11 protein-coding genes are annotated in these 18,896 nt (G+C 61.6%); 8 read left to right on the top strand and 3 right to left on the bottom strand.

All coding sequences use genetic code 11. The features are described 5' to 3' along the window. The first annotated feature begins 9 nt into the window (after positions 1–9). The 7 genes from dgcA to AC07Y2_RS02145 all read left to right on the top strand — a co-directional run bounded on the left by dgcA (position 10) and on the right by AC07Y2_RS02145 (position 14,087). The gene (gene dgcA, locus AC07Y2_RS02175) at positions 10–2,070 is read left to right on the top strand and encodes a dimethylglycine demethylation protein DgcA (protein WP_011336289.1); all 2,061 of its coding nucleotides are present in this window, start codon (positions 10–12) and stop codon (positions 2,068–2,070) included. 150 nt (positions 2,071–2,220) lie between these two features. Further along, positions 2,221–4,170, top strand: a complete 1,950-nt coding sequence (dgcB, locus tag AC07Y2_RS02170) for a dimethylglycine demethylation protein DgcB (RefSeq protein WP_103385383.1) — start codon at positions 2,221–2,223, stop codon at positions 4,168–4,170. Continuing rightward, the gene (gene etfA / locus AC07Y2_RS02165) at positions 4,170–5,390 is read left to right on the top strand and encodes an electron transfer flavoprotein subunit alpha (protein WP_103385384.1); all 1,221 of its coding nucleotides are present in this window, start codon (positions 4,170–4,172) and stop codon (positions 5,388–5,390) included. Before dgcB ends, etfA begins: the two co-directional genes overlap by 1 nt. 9 nt (positions 5,391–5,399) lie before the next feature. Continuing rightward, on the top strand, positions 5,400–6,170 hold the full coding sequence (gene etfB, locus AC07Y2_RS02160; RefSeq protein WP_103385385.1) for an electron transfer flavoprotein subunit beta: 771 nt from the start codon (positions 5,400–5,402) through the stop codon (positions 6,168–6,170). A 1,185-nt stretch (positions 6,171–7,355) separates the two neighbouring features. Next, the gene (locus AC07Y2_RS02155) at positions 7,356–10,808 is read left to right on the top strand and encodes a GMC family oxidoreductase N-terminal domain-containing protein (protein ID WP_103385386.1); all 3,453 of its coding nucleotides are present in this window, start codon (positions 7,356–7,358) and stop codon (positions 10,806–10,808) included. Between the two features lie 139 nt (positions 10,809–10,947). Continuing rightward, the gene (locus AC07Y2_RS02150; RefSeq protein ID WP_103385387.1) at positions 10,948–12,816 is read left to right on the top strand and encodes a c-type cytochrome; all 1,869 of its coding nucleotides are present in this window, start codon (positions 10,948–10,950) and stop codon (positions 12,814–12,816) included. Positions 12,817–12,842: 26 nt separating this feature from the next. Then, positions 12,843–14,087, top strand: coding sequence for a metallophosphoesterase family protein (locus AC07Y2_RS02145; protein ID WP_103385388.1), 1,245 nt, complete (start codon positions 12,843–12,845; stop codon positions 14,085–14,087). A gap of 151 nt (positions 14,088–14,238) precedes the next feature. On the opposite strand, the gene gbca is transcribed toward AC07Y2_RS02145, so the two are convergent. Next, complete coding sequence (gene gbca / locus AC07Y2_RS02140; RefSeq protein ID WP_039768012.1) at positions 14,239–15,531, bottom strand: glycine betaine monooxygenase oxygenase subunit; 1,293 nt, start codon at positions 15,529–15,531, stop codon at positions 14,239–14,241. 293 nt (positions 15,532–15,824) lie between these two features. On the opposite strand from gbca, the gene gbcB reads away from it, so the two are divergent. Continuing rightward, positions 15,825–16,925 carry a glycine betaine monooxygenase reductase subunit gene (gbcB, locus tag AC07Y2_RS02135; RefSeq protein WP_011336281.1) on the top strand — a complete coding sequence of 367 codons (1,101 nt, stop codon included), beginning with the start codon at positions 15,825–15,827 and terminating at the stop codon, positions 16,923–16,925. A gap of 228 nt (positions 16,926–17,153) precedes the next feature. Here gbcB and AC07Y2_RS02130 read toward each other — a convergent pair whose 3' ends face one another. Then, positions 17,154–17,978: an SDR family oxidoreductase gene (locus AC07Y2_RS02130; protein WP_103385389.1), complete on the bottom strand. Its 825-nt coding sequence runs from the start codon at positions 17,976–17,978 to the stop codon at positions 17,154–17,156. Between the two features lie 355 nt (positions 17,979–18,333). Further along, positions 18,334–18,867, bottom strand: coding sequence for an REP-associated tyrosine transposase (locus AC07Y2_RS02125; protein WP_103385390.1), 534 nt, complete (start codon positions 18,865–18,867; stop codon positions 18,334–18,336). Positions 18,868–18,896: the final 29 nt, after the last annotated feature.

Here is an 18,896-nt window from a genome sequence, read left to right as displayed (position 1 = left end):
GAACCCGCCATGGCTTTCGAAGCAATGTTTCAGCCAATTCAAATTGGCAAACTGACCATCCGCAACCGCGTGCTCAGCACCGCGCACGCCGAGGTCTACGCGACCGACGGCGGCATGACCACCGAGCGGTACGTCAAGTATTACGAAGAGAAAGCCAAGGGCGGCATCGGCCTGGCGATCTGTGGCGGTTCGTCCGTGGTGGCGATCGACAGCCCGCAGCAATGGTGGAGTTCGGTGAACCTGTCCACCGACCGGATCATCCCGCACTTCCAGAATCTCGCCGACGCCATGCACAAGCATGGCGCCAAGATCATGATCCAGATTACCCACATGGGCCGTCGCTCCCGTTGGGACGGTTTCCACTGGCCGACCCTGATGTCGCCGTCGGGCATCCGTGAACCGGTGCACCGTGCCACTTGCAAAACGATTGAGCCGGAAGAAATCTGGCGGGTGATCGGCAACTACGCGCAAGCGGCTCGCCGCGCCAAGGCCGGTGGCCTGGACGGTGTTGAACTGTCGGCCGTGCACCAGCACATGATTGACCAGTTCTGGAGCCCACGGGTCAACAAGCGGACCGACGAATGGGGCGGCACCTTTGAAGGCCGGATGAAGTTCGGTCTGGAAGTCCTGAAAGCCGTGCGCGCCGAAGTCGGTGACGATTTCTGCGTCGGCATGCGTATCTGCGGCGACGAGTTCCACCCGGACGGTCTGTCCCACGAAGACATGAAGCAGATCGCCAAGTATTACGACGACACCGGCATGCTCGATTTCATCGGCGTCGTCGGCTCGGGTTGCGACACCCACAACACCCTGGCCAACGTGATTCCGAACATGAGCTATCCGCCGGAGCCGTTCCTGCACCTGGCGGCCGGGATCAAGGAAGTGGTCAAGGTTCCGGTGCTGCACGCGCAGAACATCAAGGACCCGAACCAGGCCACGCGGATTCTGGAGGGTGGTTACGTCGACATGGTCGGCATGACCCGCGCCCACATCGCCGACCCGCACCTGATCGCCAAGATCAAGATGGGGCAGATCGACCAGATCAAGCAGTGCGTCGGCGCCAACTACTGCATCGACCGTCAGTATCAAGGTCTGGACGTGCTGTGCATCCAGAACGCCGCGACCTCCCGTGAATACATGGGCGTGCCGCACATCATCGAGAAATCCACCGGGCCGAAACGCAAAGTGGTGATCGTCGGTGCCGGCCCGGCGGGGATGGAAGCTGCCCGTGTGGCGGCCGAACGTGGCCACGACGTGACCCTGTTCGAGAAGAAAGAATTCATCGGCGGCCAGATCACTACCGCCTCGAAAGCGCCGCAGCGTGACCAGATCGCCGGTATCACCCGCTGGTTCCAACTGGAACTGGCACGTCTGAAAGTGGACCTGCGTCTGGGCACTGCCGCCGATGCCGACACCATCATGGACCTGCGTCCGGACATCGTGGTGCTGGCGGTCGGCGGTCACCCGTACCTGGAACAGAACGAACACTGGGGCGCCGCCGAAGGGCTGGTCGTCAGCAGCTGGGACGTGCTCGACGGCAAGGTTGCGCCGGGCAAGAACGTGCTGGTCTACGACACCATCTGCGAGTTCACCGGTATGTCGGTGGCCGACTTCCTCGCCGACAAGGGCAGCCAGGTCGAGATCGTCACCGACGACATCAAACCGGGCGTGGCCATCGGCGGTACGTCGTTCCCGACCTACTACCGCAGCATGTACCCGAAAGAAGTGATCATGACCGGCGACATGATGCTGGAGAAGGTCTACCGCGAAGGCGACAAGCTCGTCGCCGTGCTGGAGAACGAATACACCGGCGCCAAAGAGGAGCGGGTGGTGGATCAGGTGGTCGTCGAGAACGGCGTGCGCCCGGACGAGGAAATCTACTACGCCCTCAAGGACGGCTCGCGCAACAAGGGCCAGATCGACGTCGAGGCGCTGTTCGCAATCCAGCCGCAACCTTCGTTGAGCAGCACTGGCGACGGTTATCTGCTGTTCCGCATCGGTGACTGCGTGGCGCAGCGTAATACCCACGCCGCCATCTATGACGCCCTGCGGTTGTGCAAAGACTTCTAAACGCTCTAGGCCTGATCGTTCCCACGCTCTGCGTGGGAACGCATCAATGGACGCTCTGCGTCCGCTCTTGGGACGCAGAGCGTCCCGGGCTGCATTCCCACGCAGAGCGTGGGAACGATCACTGACCCTGCGGTCTTTGGGAGCTTCACCATGTTGAACACCCTTCTTCCAATCCTGTTGTTCGCAGCCCTGGCCCTCGCGGTGCTGGGGGCGTTGCGGCGGGTGGCCATGTGGCGCCGGGGCCGGGCCTCGAAGGTCGATCTGATCGGCGGCCTGTTCGCCATGCCCAAGCGTTACATGGTCGATCTGCACCACGTGGTGGCGCGGGACAAATACATCGCCAACACCCACGTCGCCACGGCGGGCGGTGCGGTGGCGTCGATCGTGCTGGCGATTCTGGTGCACGGTTTCGGCCTGCATAACCGCATTCTCGGCTACGCGTTGCTGCTGATGACGGCGGTGATGTTCGTCGGGGCGGTCTTCGTTTATCGGCGCCGGCTCAACCCGCCGGCGCGGCTGTCGAAAGGCCCGTGGATGCGCCTGCCGAAAAGCCTGCTGGCGTTCTCGGCCTCGTTCTTCCTGGTGACCTTGCCGGTGGCCGGGATCCTGCCGGAGAACTTCGGCGGCTGGGTGCTTGCAGCAATTCTCGGGATCGGTGTGCTGTGGGGCGTGTCGGAGCTGTTCTTCGGCATGACCTGGGGCGGCCCGATGAAACACGCCTTCGCCGGTGCCCTGCACCTGGCCTGGCACCGTCGCGCCGAACGTTTTGGTGGCGGTCGTTCCACCGGTTTGAAACCTCTGGATCTGAATGATCCGACCGCGCCGCTGGGCGTGGAGAAACCCAAGGATTTCACCTGGAACCAGTTGCTTGGTTTCGACGCCTGCGTGCAGTGCGGCAAGTGCGAAGCGGCGTGCCCGGCGTTCGCCGCCGGCCAGCCGCTGAACCCGAAAAAACTGATTCAGGACATGGTCGTCGGCCTCGCCGGCGGCACCGATGCCAAGTTCGCCGGCAGCCCTTATCCCGGCAAACCGGTGGGCGAACACGGCGGCAATCCGCATCAACCGATCGTCAACGGCCTGGTCGATGCCGAAACCCTGTGGTCGTGCACCACCTGCCGCGCCTGCGTCGAGGAATGCCCGATGATGATCGAGCACGTCGATGCCATCGTCGACATGCGCCGCCACCTGACTCTGGAAAAAGGCGCTACCCCGAACAAGGGCGCCGAAGTCCTGGAAAACCTGATTGCCACCGACAACCCCGGCGGTTTCGCCCCGGGCGGACGGATGAACTGGGCGGCCGACCTGAACCTCAACCTGCTCAGCGAGAAGAAGACCACCGACGTGCTGTTCTGGGTCGGTGACGGCGCCTTCGACATGCGCAACCAGCGCACTCTGCGTGCGTTCGTCAAAGTGCTGAAAGCGGCCAAGGTCGACTTCGCGGTACTGGGGCTGGAAGAACGCGACAGCGGCGACGTGGCCCGGCGTCTTGGCGACGAAGCGACTTTCCAGCTGCTCGCCAAACGCAATATCCAGACCCTGGCCAAATACAGTTTCAACCGCATCGTCACCTGCGATCCGCACAGCTTCCACGTGTTGAAAAACGAGTACGGCGCGTTCGATGGCAACTACCTCGTGCAGCACCACAGCACTTATCTGGCGGAAATCATTCAGGCTGGCGCGCTGAACCTCGGACAGCACAAAGGCAACAGCGTGACCTATCACGATCCGTGCTACCTCGGCCGCTACAACGGCGAGTACGAAGCGCCGCGCGAAGTGCTGCGCGCCCTCGGCATCGAGATCAAGGAAATGCAACGTTCCGGCTTCCGTTCGCGCTGCTGCGGCGGCGGTGGCGGGGCGCCGATCACTGACATTCCGGGCAAGCAGCGGATCCCCGACATGCGCATGGAAGACATTCGCGAGACCGGCGCCGAGCTGGTGGCCGTGGGTTGTCCACAGTGCACGGCGATGCTCGAAGGCGTGGTCGAACCGCGTCCGCTGATCAAGGACATCGCCGAACTGGTGGCCGACGCGCTGCTCGAAGACGCCGCGCCGAACAAGCCTGCCACCCCGGCCAAACGTGAACCTGCGGAGGCCCACTGATGAGCGACATTATCCGCCGCGACCCCCGCGCCGAATGGATCGCACGCAACCGTCTGCACCCGCTGCACGCGGCCATGCAACCGGCGCAACACAGCTGGATGGGCCCCAACGGGATCATCCGCAAGAACCTGCACGGTATCGGCTTCATCGGGCCGAACGGCATCAAGCGCATCGACCGCAGCGGCGCCCAGCAGGGCGGGGCGGTCAAACGTTCGGCCGCGGTCGAAGTGCAATTGCCGCTGCATCAGGTGCCGGCCCCGGCGTTCTATATCAGCGTGGTGCCCGACATGGTCGGTGGCCGCTTGAGCAGCCATGACCGTGACCTGCTCGGTCTGGCTCATCAACTGGCCGGCAGCGAAGGCGCGGTGCTGGCCGTGGTGTTCGGCGAGCACAAGGAAAACGCTTTCGCCACCGCAGGCGTTGATCGCTTGCTGGTGCTGGAAGGCGAAGCGTTCAGCGGTTATGCACCGGAGCAACGGATCCAGGGCCTGCGGGCTGTGGATAACCAGTTCAACCCGCGTCACTGGCTGCTGCCGGACAGTCGCAGCGGTGGCGGCGAACTCGGTCGGCGCTTTGCTGCTGCACTGGATGAGCGCCCGGCGACACGGGTGTGGCAGGTCAAGGATCAGGAATGCATCGGCCGCGCCGGTGCCGGGTTGCAGGATCTGGCCCGCCCGGTGGCGCGGTTGATTCTGGCGTCCGCCGAATGTGCCGAACCGGTCAGCGAAACCCGTCATGAAGCGCTGCCGGTGGAGTTATCCACACCCGTCGCGCGCAGCTTGTCGCGGATCGAGGATCTGGGTGCGGTGGCGGTGGATCCGGCGGCGATTCCGATGGCCGAGGCCGAGTTCATCTTCTCCGGCGGCAACGGGGTCAAGGATTGGGAGCTTTTCCACAGGACCGCTGCGGCCCTCGGTGCCACCGAAGGCGCTTCGCGGGTGGCGGTGGACGATGGCTTCATGGCCCGTGACCGCCAGGTCGGCGCGTCCGGCACCTGGGTTACCGCGCGGGTTTACGTGGCCGTGGGGATTTCCGGGGCGATCCAGCACCTGCAAGGCATCGGTGCCTGCGACAAGGTGGTGGCGATCAACCTCGATCCGGGTTGCGACATGATCAAGCGTGCCGACCTGTCGGTGATCGGCGAAAGCGCGGAAATTCTTCAGGCCTTGATCGCGGCGGTAGAGGCTTACCGCAACGAAGCCAAGCGCGATGCGGCTTAAGGAACGGTTATGAGCACAAAGATCATCAGTCTGGTTTCAATCGGCGCCCACCCGACCTCCGGCCGCCCGCGCCGCGCCGATCAGGACGCCCGCGCGGTGGAACTCGGCCTGCAACTGGCGGGGGACAACCTGCAAGTGCTGCACGCCGGCGACATCGCGGAACCGGCGCTGCGCGCCTATCTGGGCATGGGGCTTGCGCAGATGCATGTGCTGGAACAACCGGCCGGCGCCGATGCGCTGCCGGCGTTGACCGAGTATCTGCGTGATGCTGGCGCGCAAGTTGTACTGACAGGCAGTCAGGCGGAAACCGGCGAAGGTTCGGGGATGCTGCCGTTTCTGCTGGCCGAAGGACTGGGCTGGCCGTTGGTGGTGGGGCTGGCGCAGGTCGAATCGATTAACGACGGCTCGGCGCTGGTGCTGCAAGCGTTGCCCCGTGGGCAGCGGCGCCGGCTGAAGGTGCGGCTGCCGTTTCTGGCGACTGTGGATAACGCCGCGCCCAAGCCTCGGCAGAGTGCTTACGGCCCGGCCCGGCGTGGGGTTCTCCAAGCTGAGGACGTGGAAGTGGTGGATGACGAACTGCTTGCGATGGCGACCCTGCAACCGGCCAAGCCTCGGCCGAAACGCTTGAAGGTGATCAAGGCCAAGAGCGGGGCTGACCGGATGAAGGCGGCTACGGCCAAGGCCAGTGGCGGTGGGGGGCAGGTGCTCAAGGGTGTGACTGCTGAGGCCGGAGCTGAAGCGATTTTGAAGTTGCTGATTGAAGAAGGTGTTGTCCGCTAGAAGCCCCCTCACCCTAGCCCTCTCCCAGAGGGAGAGGGAACTGACCGAGTTGAGCTGGCTATTTACATCGACCTGCGACTTCAGCGGTGACCTTGGTTTGGCCAAGCCTGAGAACACATTGATCTTTCAGGTCGATGTAGTTCAGAAGGGCAACTCGGTCGGCTCCCTCTCCCCCCGGGAGAGGGCTGGGGTGAGGGCAGCGGTCACAAGCCATCCACTCCTCAGAATTTACACACAATCCCTGTTAACCACTCTGTGGATAACATGTTCGCCCCTCTCCCAACCCCATACAAACCAAGCCCTCCAGCCCTCAGATCAAAAAACAACCAGCCTAACTCGCGGTTTTTTCTGAGTTTTTCCCCAGAACAACTCCCAGACTTGCCCCCAATCTCTGTTGGCGCTTCTGTGGATAAGATGTTCGCTATCCGCTAAGAGCCCTATAAACCGTGGCTTACATCGACCTGATCAAAAAACGATCAATCCACCCTTTTAATCCAGCAAACCCAACGCAAACCCCGATTTATCAACGCCTCCAGCGCTTTTCCACAGCACCCGCCAAGTTACCCCCGAACTCTGTTGGCGCTTCTGTGGATAAGGTGTTCGCCATCCTCTGGAAGCCACGTAATCCTTGACATGTAGCGATTTGATCAAAAAACAGTCAATCGCTAATGGAAACCCTGCTTCTGGATAAGTCACGGTTTTTCTTCACAAAACCGCGACTATTTTTCCAGATCATCCACAGTTGTCCCCATTAGCTGTGGGTGGCTATGTGGATAACTTGTTTGCCAAACCCTGCAACCCCCGGCGGGCTTAGTCCAAAAGGCGATTGATCAGATTTCATACAGTTCTAAGAGCCTGCCTTGACTTCGATCCGGTGCCTGTCTTCACTGCAATGGCACAAGGACAGCTGTCACTTATCCACATCTGGTTCAGGGAGAACGCGTGATGGATACCCGGCCCCACCGCTTACCCCTCAATCCCTGCATGCTTCGTGCTCTGCCGGCACCTTCGCCGCGCAAGCGCACGTTGCGTCGTGCCGCCAATCAGCACGCCCGACTGTAGCGCCTGATTCCTGCCCAAACCGTTGTACTGCCGTCGGGATTTCCCGGAGGCCAGGTGCCCGTTCGCCCATTGATTGCAGGCAACCGCAGAGTTGCCCCATCTGCCTGAGAGAGGAACCACCTCATGACACGGATCGCAACGCCCATCAGCGACATCAAGGAACACTACGACGTGATCGTCATCGGCTCCGGGTACGGCGGCGGCATTGCCGCGTCGCGCCTGTCCCGGGCCGGTAAAAGGGTCTGTCTGCTGGAACGCGGTCGGGAGATCCAGCCCGGCGAATACCCCAACACCATGATCGCCGCGACCGAAGAATTGCAGGTGCACGATCCGGACGGCCACATCGGCTCACGCACCGGGTTGTTCGACCTGCACGTCAACGCGCAGCAGAACGTGGTGGTCGGTTGTGGTCTCGGCGGCACGTCGCTGATCAATGCCAACGTTTCCCTGGAGCCGACTGTCGATGTGTTTCAGGATCCGCGCTGGCCATTGGCGGTGCGCGAAGACCACGACGGCTTGCTCCAGTTGGGTTACCAAAAGGCCCGGGAGATGCTCAAACCCAATCCCTACCCGAGCACCGCGCCGAACCTGCCGAAACTCGATGCCAACAAAAAATCCGCAGATTTCCTCAAGCAAGGCGCGCATTTCTACAAGCCGCCGATTAACGTGACCTTCGACAAACTGCCGAACAACCTCAACCACGTCGGCGTCGAGCAACTGCCGTGCAACCACTGCGGCGACTGCGTGTCGGGCTGTAACAACAAGGCCAAGAACACCACGCTGATGAACTACCTGCCGGACGCCACCAATCACGGCGCGGAGATTTTCTGTCAGGCCCAGGTGCGGCATCTGGAGCGCGACGGCAATGGCTGGATCGTGCACTTCCAGTACCTCGATAGCGGCCGCGAGAAGTTCGATGCGCCGACGCTGTTCGTGAAGGCCGACATCGTCGTGGTGTCCGCCGGCACCCTCGGCTCCACTGAAATTCTGCTGCGTTCGCGGGACAAAGGCCTGGCGATGTCCGGCCAGCTCGGCGAGAACATGAGCGGCAACGGCGACATCCTCGGCTTCGGCCACAACTGTGAGCAGACCATCAACGGCATCGGTTTCGGCGCGCATTCGGCCAAGGAACTGCAACCGGTCGGCCCGTGCATCACCTCGATCATCGACATGCGCACCGAGGGTGACCGCAGCAGTCGCATGGTCATCGAGGAAGGCTCGATCCCCGGCGCGCTCGGCCGGCCGATGGTGCCGGCAATGGCCGGGTTCGCCGAGATGATCGGCAAGCCCACCGACGACAGCTTCAGTGGCAAGGTGAAGTACAAGGAGCGCGAAGCCGAAAGCTTCCTGCGCGGCCCGTATCACGGGGCGCTGCACAACATGCAGACCTACCTGATCATGAGCCACGACAGCGGCCAGGGACGCATGGTTCTCGACAGCAAGGATCAACTGCGCATCGACTGGCCGGGCGTCGGCGAGCAGGAAAACTTCAAGATCGGCAACCAACGCCTGTACCAGAGCACCAAGGCCCTGGGCGGGATCTGGGTCGAGAATCCGATCTGGACCAAGCTGCTCAAGCACAGCATCGTCTCGGTGCATCCGCTGGGCGGTTGCGTGATGGGTGAAGACGCCGCGCAAGGCGTGGTCAACCACAAGGGCCAGGTGTTCAGCGGCGCCAGCGGCACCGATGTCTACGCCAACCTGTACGTGACCGACGGCGCGGTGATCCCGACGTCACTGGCGGTCAATCCGCTGCTGACCATCTCCGCCGTGAGCGAGCGCAACATGGGCCTGCTGGCGGCAGACCGAGGCTGGACGATCGACTACACGCTGCCGTCGGCGCCGCGCAAACAGACCGCGCCGCCGACCCTCGGCGTGCAGTTCACCGAAACCATGAAGGGCTACTTCTCCCGCGCTTTCACCGCCGCGCAAAGCACCGACCTGAAGGTTTATGAGGCGGCCGCCAAACGCGGCGAGGCGGACAACTCGCCGATCGACTTCACCCTGACCATCACCGCCAACGACCTCAACCGGATGATCAAGGAGCCGGAACACGCCGCGACCATCGTCGGCACGGTGATCGCCCCGGCGCTGTCGCCGGAACCGCTGACCGCCAGCAACGGTGTGTTCAACCTGTTCGAGCAGTTCGAGCAGCAGGTCGATACGCGCCACATGAAGTACGACATGAAACTGACCGCCGAGGACGGCAACGACTACTTCTTCAGTGCCTTCAAGACCGTGCCGGAAGACAACGGCGTGCTGAATATCTGGCACGACACCAGCACCCTTTACGTCACGCTGTATCGCGGGCAGGACAAGACCGGCGAGGTGATCGGCTCCGGAGTGATGCACATCAAACCGACCGATTTCGCCAAGCAGATGACCACCATGAAAGTCCTCAATGCGCGCAACGAGCGTGAGCGCATCGAAGGGCTGGCGCGGTTCGGCAAGTTCTTCGCCGGGATTCTCTGGGAGAGTTACGGCGGGGTGTTCGCCGGTGACAAATATTTCAACCCCGACGCGCCGCCACGGCTGAAACGGCCACTGGATGCACCGACGCCTGCCGTGCATTTCTTCTCCACCGAAGACGGCGTGCAGTTGCGCCTGACCCGCTATCAGGCCGGCAGCAAAGGCCCGGTGATGCTGGTACATGGTCTGGGGGTGGGCTCAAATATCTTCTCGACCGATACGATCCAGACCAACCTGCTCGAGTTTCTGTGCAAGCACGACTACGACGTGTGGCTGCTGGATTTCCGGGTGAGCATCCTGCTGCCGGCAAGCAAGAAAGAATGGAACGGCGACCAGATCGCCCAATACGACTTCAAGGCCGCCATCGCGCAGATCCAGCAGGAAACCAAGGCCAAGGACGTGCAGTGCGTGGTGCATTGCTACGGCGCCACGACCTTCTTCATGTCGCTGCTCGCCGGTTTGCAGGGGGTGCGTTCGGTGGTCTGCTCGCAGATCGCCGCCGACACGGTGGTCGCAACCGCAACGGGGTTGAAGGCCGGTCTGCACTTGCCGGGAATGCTCGATGCGATCGGCATCAAATCCATGACCGCCTACGCCGACAGCAAGGAGAACTGGTTCAACCGGCTCTACGACAAGGCGCTCAACGGCTACGCGCGGATCGAAGCCCAGGGCTATTGCACCAACCCGGTGTGTCACCGCATCACCTTCATGTACGCCTCGCTGTATCGCCACGACACCCTCAACGAGACCCTGCACGACAATCTGCACGAGCTGTTCGGCGAGTCGAACATCGAGACCTTCGAACACCTGGCGCTGATCGTGCGCAAAGGGCATCTGGTGGATTTCAAAGGGCACGACGTGTACATGCCGCACTTTGATCGGCTGACTATGCCGATCTGTTTTATCAGCGGCGCCGACAACCAGTGTTATCTGCCGGAAAGCACGCTCAAGACCTATCAGCGGGTTTGCGAGAAGCATGGGCCGGAACGCTACAGCCGGCATGTGGTGCCGGGTTACGGCCACATCGATTGCATGTTCGGCAAGAACGCGGTGGTCGATGTGTATCCGATCATCCTTGAACACCTGGAGAAAACAGCCCTCGGATAGCCGTCGATCGTTCCCACGCTCTGCGTGGGAATGCCGCCATGGACGCTCTGCGTCCGCTTTTGTGACGCGGAGCGTCACGAGATGCATTCCCCCGCGGACGGTTCGACGCTTCGACGGGGGAACGATCTGGGGAACTGATATGGACAGCTACATCCGCTGGTTTCAACGCTTCATCTGGCTCGGCATTGCGATGAACATGGTGTTCGCGATCCCGGCGCTGTTTGCGCCGGGGTTGCTGACATCGGTGGTCGGCCTGCCGCCGCAACTCTCCGACCCGTGGCTGGAAAACGCCGGGATGCTGCTGGTCGGCATCAGCGTGTTCTACATGCCGTCGGGCTTCAACGCGCCGCGCTACGTGGTGCACTCCTGGCTGTGCGTGCTGACGCGGCTGATCGCCGTGGCGTTCTGGATCTACCTGATCAACACCAGCAGCCAGGGCTCGGTGTTCGTACCGATGCTGATGGGCGATCTGAGCTTTTTCCTGATCCTCGGCATCCTGCTGTACCTCGGCACCCCCCCTGAAAACCGACCCTTGACGCTGCTCTGTGACGGCTGGCGCGAATGGCGGGCGGCATGGGCGCAGCAGTGGCAGAGTCACGGGTTCAAGGTCGGCACGCTGGTCGTGGTGGCGCTGCTGGCCTTCATCGGTTACCAGACCTGGTATCAGATGCTCCGCGTGGTGCCGGAGCAGGATTACGCCTCCGACGAAGACCACTACAAATACGCCGCGATTGGCTTGGGCATCGAAGCGCGAATCCCGTATTACCTGTTCTCGGTGCTGCCGCAGATGTGCCCGGAAAAGCTGCCGAAACCCGGTGGCTGGGAAGTCTTCGGTTTCCTGTTCGAGAACGGCAAGGACCTGCCGATCGGCATGGCCAAGCGACAGATCGGCTACCCGACCGTCGAGCCGAATTGTGCGCTGTGCCACACCGGTTCCTACCGGGCGAATGCCAGCGACGTCGCGGTGAATGTGCCGAGCGCACCGGCCAACACCCTGCAACTGCAAGCCTTCCAGTGGTTCGCCTACGATTGCGCCAGCGATCCGAAATTCACCACCGACGCGGTGATGGCGGCGATCAACAGCAAGTTCCAGCTCGGCTTCTTCGAGAAGATCTACAACCGTTACCTGATCATCCCGATGGCCAAGACCGCGCTGCTCAAACAGAAGCAGGCGTACGCCTGGCAGAAGCTGCGCCCGCAACAGGGGCCGGGGCGTACCGACACCTTCAACCCGACGAAGATGGTGGTGTTCGGCTTCCCGGATGACTCGACCATAGGCACCGTCGACCTGCCGCAAGTGTGGAACCAGAAACCCCGGGAATCGATGTACCTGCACTGGGACGGCAATAACAACAAGATCCACGAGCGCAACTACGCCGCCGCGATGGCCGTGGGCGCGACGCCGGAATCGGTGCTGCCGCCGAGCTTCAATCGGGTGACCAACTGGCTGCTCGGGCACAAGGCGCCGGCGTGGCCGTGGGCACTGGATCAGGCCAAGGTCGCTCAGGGCAAACCGGTGTGGGAGGCTAACTGCGCGGGTTGTCACGATTTCGGTCGCGTCGACACCGGGCAGGTCACCACCAACATCGACCAGCTCGGCACCGATCCGCACCGGCTGAACTCGTTCACCACCGGGCTGGTGGCGGCCTTCCACACCTTCAAGAAACCGCCGTTCGATTTCGGTGCCTACCGCAAGACCCAGAGCTATAGCAACACGCCCACCGACGGCATCTGGCTGCGCGCGCCGTATCTGCACAACGGCTCGGTGCCGACCCTGTGGGACTTGCTGCAACCGCCGGAAAAACGTCCACAGGTGTTCATCACCGGCTCCGATGTCTACGACCCGGTCAACGTCGGCTTCGTGACCAGTGGCGCCCAGGCCAAAGCCTCGGCGGACTTCACCTACGACACGCGCCTGGAAGGCAACCACAACAGCGGTCACCTGTACGGCACGACGCTGTCGGACGACGACAAGCGTGCGCTGATCGAATTCATGAAAACCCTGTGAACCCCCTACGGATAGAGGATTACGCCATGTCAGCGGTTGGTCATCTGAAACACGAATACGACAAGGTCAAGCTGCGCCTGCACGGCCTGTTCACGCGCATCGAAATGGCCTGGATGAAGCTCATCAGCGAGCTGGAGCCGCAGGAGTTTCAAGCCATTATCAAATTGCTCCAGCGCGGTCACGATCAGGCGCAATACGTGCTCAAGCACGGCGAGCTGCCGGACGACGAACCGGCGGTGCCGTGGGAGTTGTCCCACGGCCTGTCGATCCTGCGTATCGGCAACGCGACGCCGTTACCGCAATCGCCCGATCAACTGCAGACCAAGGTGCTCAAGGACGGCACGCTGCTGGGCTGCCGCAAATGGGAGCTGCTGGATCTGCTGTGGAGCGAGGCGCTGCTGAAGTGGATCGAGAACCTGCGCCATCACGCGACTTTCGGCACCGATCCGGCAATGGTGACCATGGATCGCGAAGTGACGCTGGCGATTGCCGGCGACTGGGGCACCGGGCCGTTCAACAGCCATGCGCCGGCGGTGTCGGTGGCCAACCAGATGCAACTGGCCAATGCCGATTTCACCATTCACCTGGGGGATGTCTATTACGCCGGCACCCACTCCCAGGAAGACACCGACATGGCCGGCTGGCCGATGGGCACCCACGGTTCGTTCACCCTCAACTCCAATCACGAGATGTACAGCGGCGCCCACGGCTATTTCAAGGAGCTGGCCGCGCGTTTTCCGGGGCAGCAGGGCACCAGCTACTTTGCGCTGATCAATGACGACTGGCTGATTGTCGGGCTGGACACGGCGTACGCCTCGGATGTCATGAACCTGTACATGGACGGCACGTTGAACAAGCCGCAGATCGAGTGGATGAAAAGCCTGCCCAAACGCAAGAAACTCATGGTGCTCAGCCACCATCAGGGCTTCGACATCACCGGGCACAACAAGACCGCGCTGTATCAACCGGTGTGCGATGCACTGGGGCGCGAGCCGGATTACTGGTACTGGGGGCACCTGCACAATGGCATCGTCTATGCGCCGCAGGGTGGGCTGCACGCGCGCTGTGCCGGACATGGCGCGATTCCCTACGGCACCACCAGCGAGCTGAACGGGCATTCGCGGGTGCTGTTTTCGGAGACGCAGGATGCCAACGATCCGGACTATCCGCTGCGGGTGTTGAACGGCTACGCGAAGATCAGGTTGGTGGGGGAGGAGATTTTCGAGGAGTTTATCGGGGAGGATGGATCGGTGAGGTGGTCATCGCAATGATGCGGTGATTGTGTGATCGTTCCCACGCTCTGCGTGGGAATGCCTCAATGGACGCTCTGCGTCCGCTTTTGGGACGCAGAGCGTCCCGGGCTGCATTCCCACGCAGAGCGTGGGAACGATCTGTCACGATTCGACTTGCCAGCGATGCTTTTTAGCCTTGGACCGGCACGCCTTTGAGGTACGGCGCAGGCTCGGCGCCGAGGTTGCTCAGCATCCGCTCGCTGTACCAGTCCACGAAGTTGACCACGCCGAACTCATAGGTCTTGGAGTACGGCCCCGGCTGGTACGCGGTGGAGTTGATCCCGCGCTGGTTCTCTTCGGCCAGACGACGGTCCTGATCGTTGGTCGCATCCCACACCTGGCGCATGCGTTCGACGTCGTAATCCACGCCTTCGACCGCATCCTTGTGCACCAGCCATTTGGTGGTGACCATGGTTTCCTGAGCGCTGATCGGCCACACCGTGAACACGATGATGTGGTCGCCCATGCAGTGGTTCCACGAGTGCGGCAGGTGCAGGATGCGCATCGAGCCCAGATCGGGGTTCTTGATCCGGCCCATCAGCTTGGCGCAGCCCTGTTTGCCGTCCATGGTCATCGACACGGTGCCCTTGAGCAGCGGCATGCGCACGATACGGTTGCGCAGGCCGAAACTGGCGTGGGCGTAAGGGATCTTCTCGGCTTCCCAGGCAGCGGCGGAGGCGGCGACGTGGTCCTTGAACGCCTGATCGGCGCGCGGGTCGGTGACGTCGTCCCATTCCAGCAGGGTTTTCAACAGTTCCGGGTGCGAACCGTTGCAGTGGTAGCACTCGCGGTTGTTTTCCAGCACCAGTTTCCAGTTGGCCTTTTCCATCAAGGTGGTTTGCACCGCCACCTTGGTGTTTTCCATGTCGTACGGTTCCATGTAGTGGTTCAGCGTCGACAGGAAGTCATCGATGGCCGGCGGGTTCTCCGCCAGGCTGATGAAGATGTAGCCGCCGGCAGTCTTCACGTTCACCGGTTTGAGGCCGTACTGCTTCATGTCGAAGTCGGCGCCCATCTCGGTGCCGGCGAACAGCAGGCGACCGTCCAGCTCATACGTCCACTGGTGGTAATGGCAGACCAGTTTGGCGACCTTGCCCTTGTCGCTGGTGCACAGGCGCGAGCCACGGTGGCGGCAGACGTTGTGGAACGCATGCACCACGCCTTCGGCACCGCGAATGACGATGATCGGGTTCTTGCCGATCTGCAGCGTGATGTAGTTGCCCTTGGCCGGGATCTCGCAGGTCATGCCGGCGATCAACCACTCTTTCTGGAAGATCTCCTGCATGTCGATATCGAACAGGCGCTCGTCACTGTAGAACGGTTGCGGCAGCGAATAGGTGCGCTCGCGTTCCTGGAGCATTTGTGCGGTGGCCTTGCGTGCGGGTTCCAGCGGGTCGCCCAGGCTGATTTTTGCGGTGTCCATCGATGAATTCCTCAAGGCCATCTGCGTGGCCGCGAAAGTGGCTGATCGGGTGTGCGGCTAAAGGGTGCAACGCAAGGTGTAAAGAATCTGTTTGTGTTGGGGCGAGTGTGGGGCCGCCGCTGCCCGGAACCTTATCCATGGGCGACATGGTGCAATCTGTTCCCGACGCGCAACCCCCGGTGGTTGGGGGCTGGTCGCGATAAGTATGTCAATGTCGCGGATAGGTAAACGGGGCGTTCGCGCTATACGCAGAATCGCCACATGAAGGCCGACAGTCGGCCGTGGAGAACAGCATGTCGAACAGCTTCCTGAATCCGGTCACCACCCAGACCTGGGCCAATGGCCGACACATCGTCCGTTGCGTCAAAGTCATCCAGGAAACCTGGGATGTGCGCACCTTCTGCTTCATGGCCGACCAACCGATCCTGTTCTTCTTCAAACCCGGGCAGTTCGTGACCCTGGAGCTGGAAATCGAAGGCCAGCCGATCATGCGTTCGTACACCATCTCCAGCTCGCCGTCGGTGCCGTACAGCTTTTCGGTAACCATCAAGCGGGTGCCGGGGGGCAAGGTGTCCAACTGGCTGCACGACACGCTGCATGAAGGCCAGGAGCTGGCGGTGCACGGGCCGGTCGGGCTGTTCAACGCCATCGACTTCCCGAGCCCGAAAGTGCTGTACCTGAGCGGCGGTGTCGGCATCACCCCGGTGATGTCCATGGCGCGCTGGTTCTACGACACCAACGGCAACGTCGACATGACGTTTATCCACAGCGCCCGCTCGCCGAAAGACATCATTTACCACCGCGAGCTGGAACACATGGCGTCGCGGATCGACAACTTCAGCCTGCACCTGATCTGCGAAAAGCATGGGCTGGGCGAGCCGTGGGCCGGCTATCGCGGCTACCTCAACCACAAGATGCTGGAACTGATGGTGCCGGACTTCCTCGAGCGCGAAGTCTTCTGCTGCGGCCCGACGCCGTACATGACCGCAGTCAAGCGCCTGCTGGAAAACGCCGGCTACGACATGAAGCGCTATCACGAGGAATCCTTCGGCGCCACGCCACCGGAAGCCCGTGCCGACGCGGTGGAACAGGCCGAGCAGGCGGCGGAAGCACCGGAAGTCCCGGCGGCGGATCTGCACTTGGTGGAATTCACTTCTTCAGACAAGAGCATCCGCGTTGCGCCGGGCGAGACCGTGCATGCGGCGGCTGCGAAGGTCGGCCTGATGATCCCGAAAGCCTGCGGCATGGGGATCTGCGGGACGTGCAAGGTGCTCAAACTGGGTGGCGAGGTGGAGATGGATCACAACGGCGGGATCACCGAGGACGACGAGGCGGAGGGGTACATTCTTTCTTGCTGCAGTGTGCCGAAGGGGGATGTTCGGATCGAGTATTGAGTGGTACTTCAAAAGCCCCTCACCCCAGCCCTCCCGAAACGTCGGACCGCCCGGAGGGAGAGGGAGCTGATTGGGGGATGCTCTAGGAATACGCCGACCTGAATTTTCTTTGCCGAATCCATAATCGATAAGGTCTTGCAGGTCGATGTAGCTCGCCAAAACAACTCGGTCGGTTCCCTCTCCCTTTGGGAGAGGGCTAGGGTGAGGGGGATTTCACAGACTTGCTGATCAATCCACAAACAAATCCGTCATCAACTTCGCATCACTCCCCGGCTCAAAACGGTAATGATCGAATTCGGTCACACCGCTTTCGCGCAAAATCTCCTCATCAATCAACAACCGTCCGGTAATTCGCCGTCCGCTGCTGTCCAGAATCACATGTGCCGCATCCGCCATGATCGCTGGCGTGCGCGCATGCTTGAACGACTCGCGATTGCCCAGCTGAAATTCGATGGCCGCCGTGGCGATCATGGTCTGCGGCCACAGCGAATTGACGCTGATCCCGTAGTTGGCGAATTCCTCGCTCATCCCGACCGTCAGCATGCTCATGCCGTACTTGGTCACGGTGTAGGGGCTGTATTGCGCGAACCATTTGCTGGCCAGATTCAGCGGCGGTGACAGGTTGAGAATGTGCCCGGAGGATTTCTTCAGGTAGGGCAGGGCCGCCTGGCTGCACAGCAAAACCGCGCGAGTGTTGATCTGGTGCAACAGGTCGAAACGCTTGAGCTCGATGTGCTGCACACCGGTCAACTTGATCGCCCCGGCGTTGTTCACCAGCGCATCGATCCCGCCGAAATGTTCATTGGCCTGGGCCAGCGCCTGACGCACCGCGTCTTCATCACGCACATCCAGTTGCAGCGCCAAAGCCTTGCCGCCGGCCGCTTCGACTTCGGCGGCGACACTGTGGATGGTGCCGGGCAACTTGGCGTGCGGCTCGGCGCTCTTGGCCGCGATTACGATATTGGCCCCGTCCCGCGCGGCCCGCAGCGCAATCTCACGCCCGATGCCACGGCTGGCGCCAGTGATGAACAGGGTTTTGTCTTTCAGCGACATGCGGATGCTCCTGCTTATTGTTATGTGAGCGATGGCTCGACAGACAATGTAGACGATGGAGCTGAAACGGGAGGGAGCCTGATCGCCGATCGTTCCCACGCGGAGCGTGGGAACGAGAAGGGTAAGGAGGTCGATGTGACCGAGCGTCAGGAGGCGACTGTGGCGGCGGTAAGAGAGTCAGTTGTCGCTTTGAGTGGTGATCGTTCCCACGCTCCGCGTGGGAATGCAGCCCTTGACGCTCCGCGTCATGACGATGCCTGGCGTTGCATCGGTGGTGCGGCAGGAACGCGGAGCGTCCCGGTATGCATTCCCACGCAGAGCGTGGGAACGATCTGCGTGTGGGATACCGGGAGCTTCAGTACCAGCGCTGAACCTCGATCAACCCATCCAGCCCTGCATAGTTTCGGGCGCTTGAATACCGCCAGTGTTCCGGTAACTCCACATAACCACGCTTTACCGGGTTGTTATGGATGTAATCGAGTTTCTGACGCATGACTTCTTCGCTGTAGACCATCTCTGCGTGAGCGCCTTCCTGCCACATCTGATACACCCGATCTTCCTTGTGTGCCCGTTTGCTGAAGCGAAGGCGCTTCAATGCTCTTTCGGCGCCCCTGTTTTGCAGGTCATCAATGATCTGTCGGGCGGTGAAGGATTTGAATTGGCTCAGGCATTTGCTCAGGTCAGGCGCCTGGGCGACGAAATGCAGGTGGTTTTCCAGGATCACGTAGCCGTAGAGCTTCAGTTGCTGGGGGGGTTGTTGATAGCGCCAACAGTTGAGCAGGTGGTCGACGAGATAAGGGCGGACGAACAGTGGCAGCCACTCCACCAGCGTGCAGGTCAGGAAGTGAGGCTTGTCGGGTTCGGTGATGGTGTAGCGGCTTCGGCCCATGGGATTCATCCTTGAATCTTGCGGTGCTG

Source organism: Pseudomonas sp. GW456-12-1-14-TSB6 (assembly GCF_059424205.1).
The sequence above is the reverse complement of the archived record's forward strand: the minus strand, read 5'-3'. Positions and strand labels throughout refer to the sequence as shown.

Excerpts from the sequence above, each read along its gene's own strand:
- AC07Y2_RS02145 (WP_103385388.1), top strand. The coding sequence starts at position 12,843 with ATGTCAGCGGTTGGTCATCTGAAACACGAATACGACAAGGTCAAGCTG.
- AC07Y2_RS02155 (WP_103385386.1), top strand. The coding sequence starts at position 7,356 with ATGACACGGATCGCAACGCCCATCAGCGACATCAAGGAACACTACGAC.
- AC07Y2_RS02150 (WP_103385387.1), top strand. The coding sequence starts at position 10,948 with ATGGACAGCTACATCCGCTGGTTTCAACGCTTCATCTGGCTCGGCATT.
- AC07Y2_RS02125 (WP_103385390.1), bottom strand. The coding sequence starts at position 18,867 with ATGGGCCGAAGCCGCTACACCATCACCGAACCCGACAAGCCTCACTTC.
- etfB (WP_103385385.1), top strand. The coding sequence starts at position 5,400 with ATGAGCACAAAGATCATCAGTCTGGTTTCAATCGGCGCCCACCCGACC.
- dgcB (WP_103385383.1), top strand. The coding sequence starts at position 2,221 with ATGTTGAACACCCTTCTTCCAATCCTGTTGTTCGCAGCCCTGGCCCTC.
- dgcA (WP_011336289.1), top strand. The coding sequence starts at position 10 with ATGGCTTTCGAAGCAATGTTTCAGCCAATTCAAATTGGCAAACTGACC.
- AC07Y2_RS02130 (WP_103385389.1), bottom strand. The coding sequence starts at position 17,978 with ATGTCGCTGAAAGACAAAACCCTGTTCATCACTGGCGCCAGCCGTGGC.
- etfA (WP_103385384.1), top strand. The coding sequence starts at position 4,170 with ATGAGCGACATTATCCGCCGCGACCCCCGCGCCGAATGGATCGCACGC.
- gbcB (WP_011336281.1), top strand. The coding sequence starts at position 15,825 with ATGTCGAACAGCTTCCTGAATCCGGTCACCACCCAGACCTGGGCCAAT.
- gbca (WP_039768012.1), bottom strand. The coding sequence starts at position 15,531 with ATGGACACCGCAAAAATCAGCCTGGGCGACCCGCTGGAACCCGCACGC.